Source organism: Microlunatus spumicola (assembly GCF_039536445.1).
In the GTDB taxonomy this organism is placed as follows: Bacteria; Actinomycetota; Actinomycetes; order Propionibacteriales; family Propionibacteriaceae; genus Microlunatus; species Microlunatus spumicola.
The window spans coordinates 82,951-101,506 of record NZ_BAAAYR010000001.1 but is presented as its reverse complement, the minus strand read 5'-3'; the positions used below and the strand labels follow the sequence as shown (position 1 = coordinate 101,506).

Genomic DNA, 18,556 nt, shown 5'->3' with positions numbered 1-18,556 from the left:
ACCTCTTCGAGGCCCTTCGACAGGCTCAGGGAGCGTTCCGTCCTACGCCCCTGAGCCTGCCGAAGGGGTCGGCGCCCCTGAACACGCCCCCTGAGCCCGTCGAAGGGCCCCGGAGGGGTCGGCGCTTCACACCGGTGTCCCACGCCTCTCGTAGGCTCGTGCCCGTGAGCGAACCCGACTTCTCCGACCTGCTCGCGGCGAACGCCCGCTACCAGGAGGACTTCGCCCTCTCCGGCTTCGACGGGATCGCCCGGGCGGGCGTCGCGATGATCACCTGCATGGACTCGCGCATCGAGCCGCTCGAGATGATCGGCCTGCACACCGGCGACGCGAAGATCATCCGTACGCCGGGCGGTCGGGTCACGCCCGACGCGCTGGTCGGCTGCGTGCTCGGCGTCCACCTGCTCGGCGTGACGCGCATCCTCGTCGTGCCGCACACCCGCTGCGCCATGGCCAGCGGCGAGGACGCCGACGTGGTCGCCCGGGTGCGGGAGGAGACGGGCCAGGACCTCTCCGACATGACCCTCGGGGCGTCGACCGACCAGCGGGCCCGCCTGATCGAGGACGTCGACCTGCTCCGCACCCACCCGCACGTGGGCGAGCGGGCGACGGTCGGCGGCTTCCTCTACGACGTCGACTCGGGCGAGCTGCAGCAGCTCTTCTGACGGGCGACCCGCTCCCCGACCGGGCGTCAGACGAGCCGCAGCCCCGCCTGCCGCAGGAGCGGGACGACGTCCGTGGTCTTCGCGGGGTCGGTGGCGGTCGCGTGCAGGTAAAGTACGGTGACCCGGTCGTCGACGCGGGCGATCGCCAGCACCCCCCGCAGCGGGTCCGACGCAGACGTGCCGCGGACGTTCCACCAGACGGCCTCGGACACGCCCTCGAGGTCGGGCTCGTGCCGGGTGCCCACCGTCACCCGGCGCGCGCTCGTGACCGTGCCGCAGCGCCCCACCTCGTCCGTGAACCCGTCCACCGCGGCCTCGGCCTCGTCCCGGTCGGCCAGGCGGAGGACCTGCTCGGCGGCCTCGGTGTGCAGGCCCTGGTAGGTGGCGACGTACGCGGCAATCGGCGGCGTCGGTAGCCGGTCGGGCCGCACGCACGGCAGCAGGGGCTTCGTGGCGACGCCGCGCTCCAGCGAGAGCTCCGCCGCCTTGCCCCAGCCGTGCTCGAGGAGCTCGCTGGTCTGCAGCAGCGCGCGCTCGGTGAAGGCCGGGCCCGAGGGCGTACGGCGCGGGGTCGACCGCGGCGAGGGCGACGGTGAGGGGTGCTCCGTCGGGGTCGCGCGGACGGGCGACGGCGTCGCCGACGTCGCCCCGGCGGACGGAGACCTCGAGACGGACGGGGACCCCGGGGCGGACGGGGAGCTCGGGGAGGACGGCGCGGGGCCGTCCGCGCCGGCGGAGGGACCGGGACCGTGGAGCGGCAGCGGGGCGACGGCGAAGGCGGCGCTCCCGAGCAGCACGCCCAGCACCGCGGCGGCGGCCAGCGGGCCGGCCGTGCGGCGTCGACCCCGCACGACGCCCGCCACGCCGCGATCCTCGCACCCTGGGGGCGCGCTCCGGCCCTGCCATGCTGGGCCCGTGTCGTCGATCGGTCGCTACCGGGTCGTCTCCCGCCTGGGCTCCGGCGCGTTCAGCACGGTGTGGCTGAGCCACGACGACGACCTCGACACCCCCGTGGCGATCAAGGTGCTGGCCGAGAACTGGGTCGGCCACGCCGACGTGGGCCAGCGGTTCCTGGAGGAGGCCCGGCTGCTGCGCCGCGTCGAGGACCGTCGGGTCGTCCGGGTGCACGACATCGGCCGGCTTCCCGACGAGCGGCCCTACTTCGTCATGGACCACGTCGGCGGCGGCACGCTCGCCGACCTGCCCGGCCTGCCCCTCGCGGTCCCCGAGGCGCTCGCCCTCGGCGAGCAGCTCGCCGGAGCGGTCCAGGTGCTGCACGACCACGGCGTCCTGCACCGCGACGTGAAGCCGAGCAACGTGCTCCTGACTCCCCTGCCCGACCGCCGCGTGGTGATCGCGGACCTCGGCATGGCCAAGCGCCTGGCCGAGAGCACGGGCGTCACCCTCACGGTCGGCACCCCGGCCTTCATGGCCCCCGAGCAGGCGCACCAGCAGGCCGGGCTGGACGTGCGCGCCGACGTGTACGCCGTGGCGGCCGTGACCTACCTGCTGCTGACCGGGCGGCGGCCCTTCGCGGACACGACGGCTGGCGAGGTCGCCCTCCGCGACCCCGGTGCGGTGCCCGCGCCGGTCGGGGTCGGGCCCGCCGGCCTCGACGACCTGCTGCGCGGCGCGCTGGCGTACGACCCGGCCCGTCGCCCGGCCACCGCCCGCCGGCTCGCCGACCGGCTCGCCGAGCTCCGGTCCGGCCCCACCCAGGACGACCGGGCCGACGCCAGGGCTGACGACGCTGCCGACGGCACCGCCGACGAGACCGTGCGGCGCAGCCCCGTCGTGGCCCCGGCCCGTTCGCACGGGCTCCGCCTGCCAGCGGCCGCCGTCGCCGTCGTCCTTGCCGTGGCCGCGGTCACCTGGGTCCTGCTGTCCGCGCTGCTGCCGTCCTGACGTCGCGCGCCGGACGCCGCCGTCGGGCCCGCCCGGACGTGGTTGGCTGACGCGGTGCCGGACCACTTCTACCGCCCCGCCGACGGGCACGGGCTCGCCCACGACCCGTTCAACGCGATCGTCGCGCCCCGACCGATCGGCTGGATCGGGACGCGCTCGGTCGACGGCGTCCGGAACCTCGCCCCGTACAGCTTCTTCAACGCGATCTCCTACACGCCGCCGCTGGTCGGGTTCAGCAGCATCGGGACCAAGGACAGCGTCCGGAACGCGCAAGAGACCGGCGCGTTCACCTGGAACCTCGTCACCCGTGCGCTCGCCGAGCAGATGAACGCGACGTCCACCCGTGAGGGCGTGGACGAGTTCGAACGGGCCGGGCTCGGCCCGGTCGACGGCGACGAGGTCGACGCCCCGCGGGTCGCCGAGGCACCGGTGAGCTTCGAGTGCCGGACCGCCCAGGTGCTGCAGCTGCTCGCCGCCGACGGCTCGCCCACCGACAGCTGGTGGTGCACCGGCGAGGTGGTCGGGGTCCACATCGCGGAGGACCTGCTGGTCGACGGGGTCTACCGGACCGAGCTGGCCCGGCCCGTCCTGCGCGGCGGCGGCCCGAGCGCCTACTACGAGCTGGGCGACCGGTTCGACCTCACCCGCCCCGACTGAGGCGAGGCGCGCCTCACGCGTCCGCGGCGAGCCGCGCGAGCTGCTCGGCCGCCCAGGTGCCGGGCTGCGCGTGGTAGACGACCAGCACGAGGTCGGTGCCGATCACGCCCAGCTTCTCGCGGTGCAGCTGCAGGTCGCCCACCTCCGGGTGCCGCACGACGCTCGTCGCCGAACCGCCGACCCGGACGTCGTGCCGGGCCCACAGCCGACGGAACCGGTCGCTCCGCAGCGACAGCTCGCCGACGAGCGCCTGGTAGCGCACGTCGTCCTCGGCGGCGCCGATGTCCGCGCGGAGCTGGGCGACGACGCTCGCCGTGTTCGCCTCCCAGTCCGGGTGGTACGCCTGCGCGGCCGGGTCGGTGAAGAGCGTCACCAGACGGTTGCTCCCGACCACGAGGGACGGTTCCATCCGCGTCGCGAGCGCGTTCACCGCGACGACGTCGCGGTAGGGGTCCAGCACGAACGCCGGCACGCCGAGCGCGTCGAGGAGCAGGGAGACGCCGGCGGGGACCTTCCGCGTCGGAGGTCGTCGGGTCGCGCTCCCGGCGGGCCGGTCCCGAGCGAGCTCGAGCGCGTGCGCGCGGCTCTCCCGGTCCAGCTGCAGCGCGTCCGCGATGGCCTCGAGCACCTGCTCCGAGGGGTGCCGGTCGCGCCCCTGCTCGAGCCGCAAGTAGTAGTCCGCGCTGATCGCGGCGAGCAGGGCGACCTCCTCGCGACGCAACCCCGGAACCCGCCGCCGGGCGCCGGCGGGCAGCCCCACCTCCTCGGGCCGGAGCAGCTCCCGCCGCGCACGCAGGAAGTCGCCGAGCAGGTTCTGCTCCCTCACCCGAGCAGGATAGGCAGGCGGGGACCTCCCTCGCCGCGCTCAGCCTGTCCCTCCCGCTCCTGGGGTCCGCGCGGTCTGGTCCCGTGCTCCGGGGGCGCCGACCATCGTCGTGGGCCGCGGACCACGCGGCACCGACGACAGGAGGACGCCGACATGGTCGGGCGCACGTGGTTCATCACCGGTTCCAGCAGCGGCTTCGGGCGGCTGGTCGCGGAGCAGCTGCTCGAGAGGGGTGAGCGGGTCGCGGCGACCGCACGGGACGTCGGTGCTCTCGACGACCTCCGCCGCCGCCACGGCGACCTCCTGTGGACCGCCCGCCTGGACGTGACCGACACGGCCGGGCTCCGCACGGTCGTCGACCGGGCCTTCGCGGAGCTGGGCCGCGTCGACGTCGTGCTCAGCAACGCCGGCTACGGCCTCTTCGGCGCCGCCGAGGAGCTGACGGACGCGCAGATCGACGACCAGCTCCGGACGAACCTGGTCGGCCCGATCCAGCTGCTGCGCGCCGTGGTGCCGCACCTGCGCGAGCAGGGCGGCGGCCGCTTCATCCAGGTCTCGACGTACGGCGGCCAGGCCGCCAACGCCGGCGCCTCGCTCTACCACGCGAGCAAGTGGGGGGTGGAGGGCTTCATGCAGGGCAACGCGCACGACCTCGCCCCGTTCGGCATCGGCGTCACCCTCGTCGAGCCGGGCAGCGCAGCCACCGGCTTCCGCGTCGGCGGCTCCCGGCTGCCCGCCCCGATGGCCGCGTACGACGGCACGCCGGCGGCCCTGAGCCGGGGGATCCAGAACCCGGCCCTGCCCTCGGTCAGCGACCCTGCGAAGGTCGCGGCGGCCATCATCGCGTCGGCCGACGTCTCCCCGGCCCCGTTGCGCCTCCTGACCGGGAGCGACGCGCACCGGATCGTGCGCGACGCGCTGCGGGCGCGCCTGGAGGACGTCGAGGCGCAGGAGGCGTCCGCCGCGACCACCGACCTCGTCGCGGGCGCATGAGCCGGGTCGGCCTCGGCGGCCTCCGGGCACAGGCCCCGGACAGGAGCCGCTCCTAGCCTGGCGCCATGACGCCGACGCCCGCCGTGCTGCCGTGACGACCGCCGCCCTGATCGTGAACACGGCGTCGCGACGGGGCGCCGCGGCGTACGAGCCCGCGCACCGGCTGCTCCTCGAGCGCGGGGTCCCGGTGACCGACGCGTTTCCCGTCACCGACCCGGCCCGGCTGCGCGAGACGGTCGAGCAGGCCGTCGGCCGCGGGCACGGGCTGGTCGTCGTCGGTGGCGGCGACGGGACCGTCAGCAGCGTGGTGGACGCGCTGGCCGGGACCGGCGTGACGCTCGGGCTCCTGCCGCTCGGCACCGCGAACGACCTCGCCCGGACCCTGGAGGTCCCGCTCGACCTCGCCGCCGCGTGCGCCACCGTGGCGAGCGGCAAGGTCGTGGACATCGACGTCGGCCGGATCGGCGGGACAACCTTCCTCAACGTCGCCTCGCTCGGCCTCGCGGTCGAGGTGGCGAAGGCGATGAGCCCCGTCCTGAAGCGCCGGCTCGGCCCGCTCGCCTACCCGCTGGCCGCGGTGCCGGCCTACCGCCGCCACCGCCCGTTCACGGCGGAGCTGACCTTCCCGGCCGGCGACCACGAGCCCGTCCGGCTCGAGCACCTGCTGCAGCTGGCCGTGGGCAACGGCCGCTTCTACGGCGGCGGGAACGCCGTCTCGCACGTCGCCGGGATCGACGACCACAGCCTCGACCTCTACGCGATCCCGCACGGCCGGCTGCGCGAGCACGTCAACACGGCCCGCTTCTTCCGCTCCGGGACGTTCGTCGAGCACCCGGAGGTCCTGCACCTGCGCACCCGGGCCGTCGAGGTCGCCACGGACCACCCGATGGCGGTCAACGTCGACGGCGAGGTCATCGCGACCACGCCCGTGTCGTTCACGGTCTCCGCGAACGCCCTCGACGTGATCGTCCCGCAGGGCTCCACCGCGGCGCGACGGGACCGACAGAACGCCCCCTGAGCTTGTCGAAGGGCCTCGAAGAGGTGGGCATCCCACGCCGGAGCCGACCCGTTCCGGGCCCTTCGACAGGCTCAGGGGGCGTACGGGTGCTCGAGAAGCGTTCCCGTCCGGCTCAGTCGGACGAACCGTGCCGCCCGAGCACGGCCTTGGCCTTGCTCACCACGGTTTCGCGCACGCCCTCGGCGACGATGCCGAAGAACGCCGGGTCGCCGGAGAACTCGGCCTTGGCGGTCAGGAGCACCTGGCTCGCCGTCAGGTGTGGCGGCACGAGCGGCACGTCCGCGTCCACGACCGCGTCGATGACGAACGGCCGATCCGCGGCGAACGCGGCGTCGAGCACCGGGTCGATCTGGTCCGGGTGGTCGATCCGCGCGCCGTCGAGGCCGAGCAGCTTCGCCCAGTCGGCGTACGGGACGTCGGGCAGGCTCGACTGCTCCGGGTCCGGCGGCGCGCCGAGCGTCCCGCGGGTCTCCCACGAGACGTACGACAGGTCCCGGTTGTTGAGCACGAGGACGACGAACGAGCCGTTCCCCCAGCGCTTCCAGTAGCGGCTGACCGTGATCAGCTCGTTGACGCCGTTCATCTGCATCGCGCCGTCGCCGATCATCGCGAGCAGCGGGCGGTCGGGGTTGGCCATCTTGGCGGCGATCGCGTACGGCATCCCGCCGCCCATCGACAGCAGCAGGCCGGCCAGGCTCCCCTTGTGCGTCGGCCCGAGGTCGAGGTCGCGGGCGTACCAGCTGGTCGCCGTGCCGCAGTCGACGGCGACGACGGCGTCCTTGGGCAGCCGGGCCGAGATGCCGCGGACGACGGCCTCGGGGTTGACCGGGTCCGCCTTGGCCGCGGCCCGCTCGGCGGAGTAGTCGTCCCAGTGCCGCTTGTGCTTCGCGACCTCGGTGCGCCAGTCGTCGTCGTGCTGCTCGAGCAGCGGCAGGAGCGCCGCCAGCGTGTCCCCCGCGTCGCCCGCGAGGTTGATCTCCGTCGGGTAGCGCAGCCCGCACTGGGACCCGTCGATGTCGATCTGCACGGCCCGCGCCTGCCCGGGCTCGGGGTAGTACTCCGAGTACGGCATCCGTGAGCCGATGATCAGCAGCGTGTCGCAGTGCCGCATCAGGTGCCAGCTGGCCGTGGTGCCGAGCAGCCCGATCGCGCCGGTCACCCAGGGCAGCCTGTCGTCGAGCACCGTCTTGCCCAGCAGCGCCTTGGCCGCGCCGGCGCCGAGGCGGTCGGCCACCTGCTCGACCAGGTCGCTGTACCCGAGAGCGCCGGCCCCGACCAGCAGCGCGACCTTCCTGCCGGAGTTCAGCAGCTCGGCGGCCTTCACCACCTCGGCGGGCGCGGCCCCCTGCACGGTCGTGCTGGGGACGGTGCTGGTGTGGAAGAACGCGTGCTTGTCCGGCGGGTTCTCCACGGCGGGCTGTTCCTGGACGTCGCTGGGGATGATCAGCACGACCGGTCGCCGCTCGGCCAGCGCCGTACGGCAGGCCCGGTCGACCATGTGGTTGACCTGCGACGACGCGGTGATGGTCTGCAGGTAGGCGCGGCCGACGTCCTTGTAGACGCTGGCGAGGTCGACCTCCTGGTAGTAGCCCGAGCCGATCGCCGTCTCCGCCGTCTGCCCGAGCACGGCGACGACCGGCACGCGGTCCAGCAGGGCGTCGTAGATCCCGTTGAGCGCGTGCAGCGCGCCTGGCCCGCTCGTGACGACGCAGCAGCCGATCGGGTTGCCGCCGTACTTCACGTCGGCCGTCGCCGCGAACCCCGCGGTCTCCTCGTGCCGGACCTGCACGAAGTCGATGTGGCCCGGACCGGTGTCCTTGATCCGGGCGGTCAGAGCGGCGAGCACCCCGCCGATCCCGTCCCCCGGGTAGCCGTACACCCGACCCACGCCCCAGGCGTGCAGCCGCTCGACGATGTGCTCAGCGACGTTCACCCGTTCAGCCTCGCACGCGACGCGGGGCTGGTTCCGGGGGCCGGGTGGAGGTGCGGGTCCGGCGCGCAGAACGCCCCCTGAGCCTGTCGAAGGGCCTCGAAGAGGTCGGCTCTCGTCGGTGCTCATGAGCCGACCCGTTCCGGGCCCTTCGACGGGCTCAGGGGGCGTTCATCGGCGGCTCAGACGTCGATCGCCGCGGCGTCCAACGCGTACGCGCCGTCGATGATGAAGCTCTTGCGCGGGGCGACGTCGTTGCCCATCAGCATCTCGAACGTCGTCTCGGCGATCAGGCCGTCGTCGACGGTGATCCGGCGCAGGGTGCGGTGCCGCGGGCTCATGGTCGTCTCGGCCAGCTGGTCGGCGTCCATCTCGCCGAGGCCCTTGTAGCGCTGCGGCTCCTTGAACTTCTGGTTCCGCTTGGTCAGCTCGGCGGCCGTGCGCTGGTACTCCGCGTCGGAGTAGGTGTAGATGAAGCGCTTCTGCCCCTTCTTCGGGTTCGTCAGCTCGAAGCGGTGCAGCGGCGGGACGGCGGTGAAGACGCGCCCGGCCTCGACCATGGGGCGCATGTAGCGGAAGAACAGGGTCGCGAGCAGGCAGCGGATGTGGGCGCCGTCGGAGTCGGCGTCGGCCATGAAGATCACCCGGCCGTAGCGCGCCGAGTCGAGGTCGAACGTGCGCCCCGAGCCGGCCCCGACCACCTGGATGATCGATGCGCACTCGGTGTTCTTGAGCATGTCGCCCGTCGACGCCTTCTGCGTGTTCAGGATCTTGCCCCGGATCGGCAGCAGCGCCTGGAACTCCGAGTTCCGGGCCACCTTGGCCGTGCCCAGCGCCGAGTCGCCCTCGACGATGAACAGCTCGGAACGGTCGTCGTTGCTGCGGCAGTCGACGAGCTTGGAGGGCAGCGACGACGACTCGAGCGCGGTCTTGCGGCGCTGGTTCTCCCGCTGCTGACGGGCTGCGACGCGCGCGCGGGAGGCGTTGACGACCTTCTCCAGCACCGCACGGGCCTGCTGCTTGGCCACGCCGCCCTTGGACTCCAGGAACGCGCCCAGCTCGGTCTCGACGACCTTCGTCACGATCTTGGCGACGGCCGGGGTGCCGAGCACCTCCTTGGTCTGCCCCTCGAACTGCGGCTCCGCGAGCCGGACGGTGACGACCGCGGTCAGCCCCTCCAGGACGTCGTCCTTGACGACCTCCTCGCCGGTCTTGAGCAGCCGGGTCGGCGCGAGCGAGCTGACGACGGACCTGACCAGACCGCGCTCGAAGCCGGTGACGTGGGTGCCGCCCTTCGGGGTCGCGATGATGTTCACGTACGAGCGGAGGGTCGTGTCGTAGCCGGTCCCCCAGCGCACCGCCACGTCGACCTCGAGCTCGCGGTCGACGTCGGTCGCCTCCATGTGGCCGGCGTCGTCGAGCATCGGCACGGTCTCGGTGAAGGACCCGGTGCCCTGCAGCCGGACGATCTCCGTCACCGCGGCGTCGGGCGCGAGGTACTCGCAGAACTCGCCGATGCCGCCGTCGTGACGGAACAGCTCCACCTTGGCCTCGTCGGCCTCCGCGTCGCGGGCGTCGGTGACCTTGAGCGCCAGGCCGGGCACGAGGAAGCTCGTCTGGCGGGCGCGGTTGTGGAGGTCGTCCAGCGACAGCCCGGCCTCGGCGAGGAAGATCTGCCGGTCCGGCCAGTAGGTGACGCGGGTGCCCGAGCGGCCCTTGGCGACGCGGCCGACCTTGGTCAGCGGCGCCCCCGGCGTGAACGGCGCGGTCGGCCCCGGACCGTCGAACGTCCCCGGCACGCCCCGGCGGAACGACATCGCCCAGGTGGCGCCGTCGCGGTCGACCTCGACGTCCAGGCGGGCCGAGAGGGCGTTGACCACGGAGGACCCGACGCCGTGCAGCCCGCCGGTCGCGTTGTAGGAGCCGGCCCCGAACTTTCCGCCGGCGTGCAGCTTGGTGAAAACGACCTCGACGCCGGAGAGACCCGTACGGGGCTCCTTGTCGACGGGGATGCCGCGGCCCTGGTCGGTGACGGTGATCCCGCCGTCCTCGCGCAGCGTGACGTCGATCTCACGCCCGTGGCCGCCGAGCGCCTCGTCGACGGAGTTGTCGATGATCTCCCAGAGGCAGTGCATGAGGCCGCGGGTGTCGGTCGAGCCGATGTACATGGCGGGCCGCTTGCGGACGGCCTCGAGGCCCTCGAGGACGAGCAGGTGGCGGGCTTCGTAGTCCCGGCTCTCCAGCTCGGGCGCGGATCCGCGGGCCGCGCCACGCCGGGTGCTGGGGGCAGGGCTCGGGGCGGCTGGCACGCGGTGAGGCTACCTCCCCGCACCCCCTTGAGCCCGGCACGTACCTTGGGCAATCCGAAGGGTGTCGGGCCGCGAACGACGGGTGTCACGACCGGACCAGCACCCCCGGGCACGACCTTCGCAAACCGTTACACAGAAGACACGGCACCGAGACCGCGAAGCGGAAACATTTGGGCCTGGTTGGATGTTGACTAGTCGAAGGACGCGGGAGATGTCGGAGACGACGGGCACCGTGAGCACCACCCCCCAGCACGAGATCAAGGAAGCGAGGCCGTCCGTGAGCACATCCGTCATCGAAGGCGCCGCGCTCAACGCTGCCGATCGCTGCGATCGCTGCGGAGCCCAGGCGTACGTCCGCGTCACTCTGAACAGCGGGTTCGACCTCCTCTTCTGCGCGCACCACAGCAAGGAGCACGCCGACCGGCTCAAGCAGGTCGCGCTCGAGATCCACGACGAGTCCGAGCGGATCAGCTAGACCGCACCGCACGACGTCGCCGCAGCCCCTCGCTCCCTCACCGGAGCGAGGGGCTGCGTCGTTCCCGGACCCGTTCGCGCACTGTCGCGGACGTGCTGCCTCAGGATTTCCGCGAGGTCGGTCATTTCTGTTTCAACTGCCCACGGGGCCGTACCCGCTCTGCCTAACCTGCTCGCGTGCTGAGGTCCGTCCTGCGTCCGCTGTCCACCCTCGCCGGCGCGCTGCTGCTGGCCGTCACGGTGGTGGTCGCCGCTGCCGTTCCGGCCGCAGCCGCCACGCCGACCGGGTGGCTGCACACCAAGGGCTCGCAGATCCTCGACTCGACGAACAAGGCCCACGTGCTGCGGGCGACGAGCTGGTTCGGCATGGAGACCGCGAACTGCGCGCCGCACGGGCTGTGGCAGATCAGGCTCGACGACGGCATGGCGCAGATCGCGTCGTTCGGCTTCAACGCCATCCGGCTGCCCTTCTCGAACGAGTGCCTGGCCTCCCGCCAGACCTCGGGCATCGACCTGACGCTCAACCCGGGCCTGAAGGGCAGGACGCCGCTGGAGGTCATGGACGCTTTCGTGGCCAGCGCGAAGGCGCACGGGCTGAGCGTGATCCTCGACCGGCACCGTCCGGACTCCGCCGCGCAGTCCGAGCTCTGGTACACCCCGACCTGGTCTGAGAGCCGCTGGATCGCCGACTGGACGATGCTGGCCGGGCGCTACGCCAAGGAACCGACCGTCGTCGCCGTCGACCTGCACAACGAGCCGCACGGGAGCGCGTGCTGGGGCTGCGGGGACCCGGAGCGGGACTGGGCCGCGGCCGCCACCCGCGCCGGGAACGCGGTGCTCAAGGTGAACCCGAAGCTGCTCGTCGTCGTCGAGGGCGTCGAGAAGCAGAAGGCGTCGACGACCTGGTGGGGCGGCGGCCTCGCCGACGCCAAGAAGCATCCGGTCAAGCTCGCGGTCGCGCACCGGCTCGTCTACTCCACCCACGACTACCCGGCGTCGGTCTTCGCGCAGCCCTGGTTCTCGGCGAAGACCTACCCCAAGAACCTGCCGGCCGTCTGGCGGGCGAGCTGGGGCTACCTGCAGGAGAACGGCACGACGCCGGTGCTCCTCGGCGAGTTCGGCACCAAGCTCGAGACGACGTCGGACCGGCAGTGGCTGGCGGCGCTCGTCGCGTACGTGCGCACCAACAAGATGAGCTTCGCCTACTGGTCGTTCAACCCCAACAGCGGCGACACCGGCGGCCTCGTGAAGGACGACTGGACGACGCCGCAGCAGGCCAAGCTTGGCGTGCTCCGCCCGATCCTGGGCAAGCCGACCGCCGTGAAGGTGAGCCGCAGCGCGAAGCCGTCGTCGACCAGCAGCGACGCGCCGCGGACGAGCGGCCCGCAGCCGACGGCGAGCCCGTCACAGCCGACGACCCCGGCCGACCCCGTCACTCCGACGAGCCCGGCGAGTCCCTCGACGTCGGCTTCCCCCTCTCCCACGGCGACGCCGTCGAGCACGCCGACGAGCACGCCGTCGAGCACGTCGACGAGCGCCGGCGCCGCCGGGACGAACGCCGCCTGGACCGTGCAAAGCGCCTGGCCCGGCGGCTACGTCGCCGAGCTGGCCGTCGACAGCGACCAGGCGCGGCAGGGGTGGACCGTCAGCTGGCCCGACGCCTCCGCGACCTCGATGGTCAACGCCTGGGGCATGACGTGCGCGGCCCACGACGGCACCGTCACCTGCTCCGGCGCCGGCTGGGGCGGCGACCTCCGGCCCGGTCAGCCCGTGCGCGTCGGGGTCCAGGTCGCGACGCCGGGAACACCGCCGTCCGCCCCGGCGCTGACCGTGTCGTGACCCACCCCGCCGCCCCGGCGACGACCGCGCCCCAGCCGGTCTCCCGGCACGCTCCCGCCCTGCGCGGTCCCGCGCTGCTCGACCAGGTGTGGCGCGACCTGACCTTCCTGCACTGGCGGGTCGACGCGAGCCTCGTCGCCCCCCTGCTCCCGGCCGGCGTCGTGCCGGACGTGCACGACGGGTCGACCTGGGTCGGGCTGATCCCGTTCCGGCTCACCGACGCCCGGTTCGGCAGCGGGCCGGTGCTGCCGTACGTCGGCTCGTTCGCCGAGACCAACGTCCGGCTGTACGGGGTCGACGCGTCCGGCCGGCGGGGCGTCGTCTTCGCCTCGCTCGAGGCCGAGCGGCTGGCGTTCGTGGCCGGCTCGCGCGTCGCGCTGAACATCCCCTACACCTGGGCCCGGATGCGCACGACCCACGAGGGCGACCGCTACACGTACGAGAGCCGACGGCGCTGGCCCGCCCCGCGCGGCCTGCACTCGCGCGTCGACGTCGACGTCCTGCCCGGTGACGTGCGGGACGACCCCCTCGCCGACTTCCTCACCGCCCGCTGGGGGCTGTTCACGCGGCACCTCGGGCGGACGTTCTTCCTGCCCAACGAGCACGCTCCCTGGCCCCTGCAGCGGGTGCGCGTGCGCGAGGTCGACGACGAGCTCGTCGCGGCGGCCGGCCTGCCCGGCCTCACCCTCCGCGCGCCCGACTCCGCCCTGTTCTCCCCCGGCGTGCGCACCGTGTTCGGTGGGCCGCAGAGCGTTCCCTCCGCCTGAGAGGCAGAACGCTCCCTGAGCCTGTCGAAGGGCCTCGAAGAGGTCGGCGCCTTGCCAGGAACGCCGACCCGTCCAGGGCCCTCCGAGACAACCGCGAACGCTCCCTGAGCCTGTCCAAGGGCCTCGAAGAGGTCAGCGCCCTGCGAGGAACGCCGACCCGTCCCGGGCCCTTCGACAGGCTCAGGGGGCGTTGACGCGCCGCAGCCCCGCCGCTACCGCGGCGACGACCAGCCCGGTCGCGACGACCAGGGCGGCCGCGGTCTGGCTCTGGGTCCACGCTGACGACCCGTAGGTGACGTCCGTCGCCCGAGCCCCCGTCCCTGCGACGAACGCCACGGCGCCGCCCACGACGAACAGCACGGCGAGCACCAGCACCCTCCCGGCCGCGCGTGGGGGCACCAGGCCGCGTCGTGCGGCGACGGAACCGAGCAGGTGGGCCAGCACGGCCACGCCGACGAGCACGAGCGCGGCACCGACGGCCCGGGGCAGGTTCCACGGGAGGAGGCTGGCCAGGACCTCCGGGGAGGGCGGGCCGCCGTACGAGAACCAGCCGATCCCGGCCTGCGCGGCCGGGGACCGCAGCACGACGAGCCCGACCACCACGACCAGGACGCCGAGCAGCGCCGTGAGGCCCGTCTTGCGCCCGCTCACCACGGGCTGAGCCCCGTCTGCGCCGAGACGTAGAGCGGGTGGCGGGGGTGCCCGTCCCGCGTACGCCCGAGGCAGTGCCGTGGCCCGTCGCCGAGGAGCCCCAGCACGGTCGCCACGCGGGTCGCCGACCGCTGCACGCCCCAGCCGAGGACGACGGGCCCGTCGGTCCGGGCGACCAGCGCCGCGATCGAGCGGTCGTTGTCCGGCCCGACCGGGTCGACGACGCCCGCCAGGTCGCGCGGGTGCGTCGCCCGCCAGGCCCACAGGTTCGCGAGCAGGACCCCGCCGCACCCGTGGTCCCGGGCGAACCGCACGCACCGGCGCAGCGTGGGGTCGTCGGCCGTCGCGTAGGCGCGGGACGGGTTGCCCAGGACCCAGAGCATCCGCGGCCCCGGCGCCCAGGTCCGCTCCAGCGCGTAGCGGTACCGCCCGTCCGGGCTCGACCAGGCCGCACCCTCCGTCACGCGAGCAGCCTGCCACCCGGTCCCGGCCGACCGTGAACGGCACGGGAACGCGGGCCGAACGGGCGGCGAACAGGCCTCTGCCCAGGCGTGATGCTGCACACCCCTACGGGTGGGGTGCGTCGGGATACCCCTTTCGTGAGGAAGTAAAACCCGACAGCGTTGGTTGATCTCGGCGAAGGCGCCGGGAGCAGACGATCCAGCGCGCATCCGTTGACCGCACACCCGCGCGACCCAGGAGCTGCTCTATGGAACGTCAACTCGTGGCCTACCCGCGCCGTGAACCGGACCAGGCGGGCGAGGACGTCCGCACCCGGAACTGGGCCCGCAACGCGACGCTCGGCCCGGCCGCCTCCGTCAGCGCTCCGCGCGACGAGGAGGAGCTCCGCACCCTGCTCGCCACCACCCAGGGCGGCGTCCGCGTCATCGGCAGCCGGATGTCCCCGGGCCGCATGCTCGCCCTCGCGGCGCAGGGCGACATCCTGCTCGACCTCAGCCACTTCCGCGGGCTGGTCGAGCTCGGGGAGGACCGGGCCACGTTCGCCGCCGCGACCACCCTGGGCGAGATCTACGCCTGCCTCTCGGCCCACGGCCGGATGCTCCCCGCGGCGCCCGGCGTGATCTCCAGCCAGACGCTCGCCGGCGCGCTCGCCACCGGCACCCACGGCCAGGGGCTCGGGCAGAGCTGCATCCCCGACGCCGCGCTCTCCGTGCGGATGGTCCTCGCGGACGGCTCCGTCCAGGAGTTCGACGTCGAGCACCCCTGGTTCGGCGCGGTCAAGCTGGGCCTCGGCCTGCTCGGCGTCGTCACCCAGGTCACCCTGCGCACCGTCGTCTCGCCGGTCTACGCCTGCCAGAAGGCCGTCACCAGCGCCGCGACGCTCGAGACGGACCTGCTGACCTGGAACCGGGAGAACGCCATGAGCAAGGCGTGGTGGTTCCCCGACCAGGACCAGGTCCACGTCTGGGTGGCCCAGGAGGCCGACGGCGCGGAGTCCGAGCGCTGGACGTCCGGCGGCAGCGTGCTGCTGGAGCAGAAGACGACGAACGCGGTGCTCAACGCCACGGTCGACCGCACCCTCGAGCACATGCGCGGCGACACCAAGATCCTGGACGCGGACGGCAAGCCGTTCCAGACCGTGCAGCGCTTCAAGGACTTCTCCGACGTGACGGGCGACGTCTACCAGGTGTTCTGCCGGGGCATCGCGACCCCGCAGATCAACGTCGAGATCGCCGTGCCGCTGGCGAGCGCCGGCCGGGTCGTCACCGCCATCAAGGAGTGGCACGCCGCCACCCGGCCGCACATGCACTACCCCGTCATCCTCCGGGCGACGGGCGCCTCGGACTCCTGGCTCAGCCCCTCGTACGGGCAGGAGACCTGCTTCTTCGGCTTCGTCGTCTACTACGCCGAGGACGGCTCGCTCGCCGAGGAGGGCGTGAGCTTCCTGCGCGCGGTGGAGCGGGTCCTGGCCGACGAGGGCGGGCGACCGCACTGGGGCAAGTACTTCGACGAGACGCTGTACGACTGGTCGACGCTCTACCCGCGGTGGGGCTCCTTCCGCGGCGTGCGCGCGTCGCTCGACCCGCAGCGGCGCTTCGAGAACGCCTTCACCGCCGAGCTCTTCGCGTGAGGGCCTGGGCCGCGCTGCTGACGCACCCGGGCTACGTCGTCGGGGTGCGGGCGCTCCGGGCGTCGCTCGAGCGGGTCGGCAGCCCGTACCCGCTCGTCGTCGCCGTGACCGACGGGATCGGGCCGGACGACCGTGCGCTGCTGGAGGCCGACGGGTGCCTCCTGCGTGACGTCGAGCCCCTCCGCCCGCCGAGCGGGCTGCAGGACAATTACGCCAACGCGCGCTTCGCCGAGGTCTGGACCAAGCTCGGCGTCTGGCGCCTGACCGAGTTCGAGCGCCTGGTCGTCCTCGACGCGGACATGCTCGTCACGCGGAACATGGACGAGCTGTTCGACCTCGCGCTGGACGACGACGAGATCGCCGCCTGCCACGCCTGCCGCTGCAACCCCAATCGGATCGCCAGCTATCCGGACAGCTGGACGCCGGGCGGGTGCGCGTACACCTACCTGGCCGGAGCGGGCCCCGAGCCCGAGGTGGAGGTCCCGGACCCGTACTTCAACGGCGGGATCCTCGTGATCCGGCCCGACCTCGCGATCTTCGACGCCCTGCTGGGCGAGCTCGCGGCCGTCGAGGACCTCTCGCGCTACGTGTTCGCCGAGCAGGACTTCCTGAACGAGCACTTCCGCGACCGCTGGGTGGCGCTGCCGTACGTCTACAACGCGCTCAAGACGCTGCCGTTCCAGCACCCGGCGCTGTGGGACCCGGCGGCGGTGAAGAACATCCACTTCATCATCGACAAGCCCTGGGAGTCGCCGCTCGACCCCACCAGCCGCTACGTCGAGCTGGAGCGGCAGTGGTGGGACGTCGCGGGCGACCTCGTGCCGGCCCCGGTGCCCGCCACGGTCTGAGGCGCCGCCCGGTCAGCGTCGCCGTTCCCGGGCACCCCGGCGACCGCCGCCGCTGACCTCGGCGGGCGGGTCGTCCGACGGGGCCACGAGCAGCGGGCACGCGGACGCCGCGAGCACCCGGCCGGCGACCTCGCGCGACCACGAGGCCACGTGCAGCCCGGGGTGCGGTCGACCGACCACGACCAGCGACGCGAGCAGCGGCCCGTCCGTCCGGCGGCCGTCCGGCTCCCCGTCGACCTCCTCCGTCCGGACCCGGACCGCGGGCCGCTCGCGCCGGACCACCGCCAGCGCGTCGGCGAACCGTCGACCCGCGTCCTCGTCCCCGTCCCCGTCGTCCCCGCCGTCCCCGTCCAGCGGCGGGTGCAGGACCACGACCGTCGCTCCCCGGTGGACGGCCTCGTCGAAGGCGCAGCGCAGCGACGCCTCCGGCGATGTCTCCTCGTCCAGCGCGACGAGCACCGGTCGGCCCCCGAGGTCGACCGGAGCGGTCCCCCGCCGGACGACCAGCACCGGGCAGCGGGCGGCGGCCGCCACCGCCGAACCCACCCGGCCGGTCACGAGCTGGTCACCGCCACCGTCGTCGCCCTGTCCGAGGACCAGCAGGGAGACGTAGCCCGACACCGCCCGGAGCGCGTCGACCGCGGAGGCGCCCGACACGACCCGGTGGACCCGCGTCGTCGGGTCCGGCGGCAGGGCGGCGAGCACCCGGTCGAGAACAGCCTCACCGCTCTCCTGCGGACGGCTCGGACGTCCGGCCGCGGCTCCTGCCCGTACGCCGGGAGCGTCCTGGAGGCTGTGCACGAGCATCAGGTCCCAGCCCCGCTCGCGGGCGAGCAGGGCCGCCGCGCGGGCGGCGGGCATGGCCTCCTCGCCGCCGTCCACGCCCACCGCCACCAGCTGGGCGGCGGGCCCGAGCCCCATGGCCCGCCCGGCCGTCGCCGTCGTCCCGCGCCGCCCGGTCCCTAGCCGACCGTCGCGCGCGGTGCCGACGTCGCGTGCCCCGACGACGGGTGGTGCGCCGGCGTGGGGACGGCGACGACCGGGCAGCACGCGTGGTCGAGGCAGTAGTGACCGACCGAGCCGTGCAGCACGCGCGGGAGCCCGCGGTGCGCGCGCGTCCCGAGCACGAGCGCGCGGGCGTCGTGCGCCTCCTGCACGAGGGTCCGTCCGACGTGGCCGTGCACGAAGGCCAGCGTCCAGCCGGGCTCGGGCGTCACCTCGTCGAACGCCGCCCGGCAGGCCTCCCGCTCGAGGTCCTCGAGCCAGACCGGGTCGAGCTGCACCGGGTCCCCCATGACCGAGCAGGCGTAGACCTCGCTCGCCGGCGGCCACGGCAGCACGTGCACCGCCCGGAGGGTGCCGCCGCCCGACCGGGCCAGGTCGGCGGCCCAGCGCAGGGCGGCCCTCGTCGCGGGCGAGTCGTCGACGCCGACCACGATCGTGGGCTGGGGCATGGCGGGCTCCTTCTGCTCCCGGTCAGCGTCGCCCCCGCCGGGACGTGCCGGAAGGGTCGGACGGCGGCCCCCGGCGGGACCTAGGTCCCGACCTGCGGGCGCCTTGGCCCCTGGCGCGCCCGGGTGCC

The 18,556-nt window shown here is 73.8% G+C and carries 18 protein-coding genes; 10 read left to right on the top strand and 8 right to left on the bottom strand.

Annotation, left to right across the window (positions count from 1 at the left end; all coding sequences use genetic code 11):
- Positions 1-164: 164 nt before the first annotated feature.
- Entirely contained in the window at positions 165-665 is a 501-nt protein-coding gene (locus ABD665_RS00450) for a beta-class carbonic anhydrase (protein WP_344740662.1), read from the top strand.
- A 26-nt stretch (positions 666-691) separates the two neighbouring features.
- Here the strand turns inward: ABD665_RS00450 and ABD665_RS00445 are convergent, their stop codons facing one another.
- Positions 692-1,528, bottom strand: coding sequence for a hypothetical protein (locus ABD665_RS00445; protein WP_204912738.1), 837 nt, complete (start codon positions 1,526-1,528; stop codon positions 692-694).
- Positions 1,529-1,580: 52 nt separating this feature from the next.
- On the opposite strand from ABD665_RS00445, the gene ABD665_RS00440 reads away from it, so the two are divergent.
- Together ABD665_RS00440 and ABD665_RS00435 are read left to right on the top strand one after the other, a co-directional pair.
- Entirely contained in the window at positions 1,581-2,570 is a 990-nt protein-coding gene (locus tag ABD665_RS00440) for a protein kinase domain-containing protein (protein ID WP_204912739.1), read from the top strand.
- 54 nt (positions 2,571-2,624) lie between these two features.
- On the top strand, positions 2,625-3,227 hold the full coding sequence (locus ABD665_RS00435; protein WP_344740660.1) for a flavin reductase family protein: 603 nt from the start codon (positions 2,625-2,627) through the stop codon (positions 3,225-3,227).
- Between the two features lie 13 nt (positions 3,228-3,240).
- Here the strand turns inward: ABD665_RS00435 and ABD665_RS00430 are convergent, their stop codons facing one another.
- Positions 3,241-4,053, bottom strand: coding sequence for an MmyB family transcriptional regulator (locus ABD665_RS00430; protein ID WP_204912741.1), 813 nt, complete (start codon positions 4,051-4,053; stop codon positions 3,241-3,243).
- A gap of 153 nt (positions 4,054-4,206) precedes the next feature.
- On the opposite strand from ABD665_RS00430, the gene ABD665_RS00425 reads away from it, so the two are divergent.
- Together ABD665_RS00425 and ABD665_RS00420 are read left to right on the top strand one after the other, a co-directional pair.
- Entirely contained in the window at positions 4,207-5,046 is an 840-nt protein-coding gene (locus ABD665_RS00425) for an SDR family oxidoreductase (RefSeq protein WP_204912742.1), read from the top strand.
- A gap of 91 nt (positions 5,047-5,137) precedes the next feature.
- On the top strand, positions 5,138-6,064 hold the full coding sequence (locus ABD665_RS00420; protein WP_204912743.1) for a lipid kinase: 927 nt from the start codon (positions 5,138-5,140) through the stop codon (positions 6,062-6,064).
- 112 nt (positions 6,065-6,176) lie between these two features.
- Here the strand turns inward: ABD665_RS00420 and ABD665_RS00415 are convergent, their stop codons facing one another.
- Positions 6,177-7,997 carry a thiamine pyrophosphate-requiring protein gene (locus ABD665_RS00415; protein WP_344740655.1) on the bottom strand — a complete coding sequence of 607 codons (1,821 nt, stop codon included), beginning with the start codon at positions 7,995-7,997 and terminating at the stop codon, positions 6,177-6,179.
- A gap of 179 nt (positions 7,998-8,176) precedes the next feature.
- Positions 8,177-10,303: a DNA gyrase/topoisomerase IV subunit B gene (locus ABD665_RS00410; protein WP_204912745.1), complete on the bottom strand. Its 2,127-nt coding sequence runs from the start codon at positions 10,301-10,303 to the stop codon at positions 8,177-8,179.
- A gap of 277 nt (positions 10,304-10,580) precedes the next feature.
- On the opposite strand from ABD665_RS00410, the gene ABD665_RS00405 reads away from it, so the two are divergent.
- The 3 genes from ABD665_RS00405 (at position 10,581) to ABD665_RS00395 (ending at position 13,383) form a co-directional block, all read left to right on the top strand.
- Positions 10,581-10,778 (top strand): DUF7455 domain-containing protein, encoded by a 198-nt coding sequence (locus ABD665_RS00405; RefSeq protein ID WP_204914599.1) that lies wholly within the window; start codon positions 10,581-10,583, stop codon positions 10,776-10,778.
- 176 nt (positions 10,779-10,954) lie between these two features.
- Positions 10,955-12,616 carry a cellulase family glycosylhydrolase gene (locus ABD665_RS00400; protein ID WP_204912746.1) on the top strand — a complete coding sequence of 554 codons (1,662 nt, stop codon included), beginning with the start codon at positions 10,955-10,957 and terminating at the stop codon, positions 12,614-12,616.
- Positions 12,613-13,383 (top strand): DUF2071 domain-containing protein, encoded by a 771-nt coding sequence (locus ABD665_RS00395; protein ID WP_204912747.1) that lies wholly within the window; start codon positions 12,613-12,615, stop codon positions 13,381-13,383. Before ABD665_RS00400 ends, ABD665_RS00395 begins: the two co-directional genes overlap by 4 nt.
- A gap of 180 nt (positions 13,384-13,563) precedes the next feature.
- Here the strand turns inward: ABD665_RS00395 and ABD665_RS00390 are convergent, their stop codons facing one another.
- Together ABD665_RS00390 and ABD665_RS00385 are read right to left on the bottom strand one after the other, a co-directional pair.
- Positions 13,564-14,037: a hypothetical protein gene (locus tag ABD665_RS00390; protein ID WP_204912748.1), complete on the bottom strand. Its 474-nt coding sequence runs from the start codon at positions 14,035-14,037 to the stop codon at positions 13,564-13,566.
- Positions 14,031-14,498: a DUF1643 domain-containing protein gene (locus tag ABD665_RS00385; protein WP_204912749.1), complete on the bottom strand. Its 468-nt coding sequence runs from the start codon at positions 14,496-14,498 to the stop codon at positions 14,031-14,033. The genes ABD665_RS00390 and ABD665_RS00385 overlap by 7 nt, the downstream gene beginning before the upstream one ends.
- Positions 14,499-14,743: 245 nt before the next feature.
- Between ABD665_RS00385 and ABD665_RS00380 the strand changes: the two genes are divergently transcribed.
- Together ABD665_RS00380 and ABD665_RS00375 are read left to right on the top strand one after the other, a co-directional pair.
- Complete coding sequence (locus ABD665_RS00380; protein ID WP_204912750.1) at positions 14,744-16,126, top strand: D-arabinono-1,4-lactone oxidase; 1,383 nt, start codon at positions 14,744-14,746, stop codon at positions 16,124-16,126.
- Positions 16,123-16,974, top strand: a complete 852-nt coding sequence (locus ABD665_RS00375) for a glycosyltransferase (RefSeq protein WP_204912751.1) — start codon at positions 16,123-16,125, stop codon at positions 16,972-16,974. The genes ABD665_RS00380 and ABD665_RS00375 overlap by 4 nt, the downstream gene beginning before the upstream one ends.
- Positions 16,975-16,986: 12 nt before the next feature.
- Here ABD665_RS00375 and ABD665_RS00370 read toward each other — a convergent pair whose 3' ends face one another.
- Both ABD665_RS00370 and ABD665_RS00365 read right to left on the bottom strand, forming a co-directional pair.
- Positions 16,987-17,895 (bottom strand): universal stress protein, encoded by a 909-nt coding sequence (locus ABD665_RS00370; RefSeq protein WP_204912752.1) that lies wholly within the window; start codon positions 17,893-17,895, stop codon positions 16,987-16,989.
- Between the two features lie 41 nt (positions 17,896-17,936).
- Entirely contained in the window at positions 17,937-18,428 is a 492-nt protein-coding gene (locus tag ABD665_RS00365) for a universal stress protein (RefSeq protein ID WP_204912753.1), read from the bottom strand.
- Positions 18,429-18,556: the final 128 nt, after the last annotated feature.

Bases quoted from the DNA above. Each gene is read 5' to 3' on its own strand.
- ABD665_RS00425 (WP_204912742.1), top strand. From the start codon at position 4,207: ATGGTCGGGCGCACGTGGTTCATCACCGGTTCCAGCAGCGGCTTCGGG.
- ABD665_RS00380 (WP_204912750.1), top strand. From the start codon at position 14,744: ATGGAACGTCAACTCGTGGCCTACCCGCGCCGTGAACCGGACCAGGCG.
- ABD665_RS00370 (WP_204912752.1), bottom strand. From the start codon at position 17,895: ATGGGGCTCGGGCCCGCCGCCCAGCTGGTGGCGGTGGGCGTGGACGGC.
- ABD665_RS00365 (WP_204912753.1), bottom strand. From the start codon at position 18,428: ATGCCCCAGCCCACGATCGTGGTCGGCGTCGACGACTCGCCCGCGACG.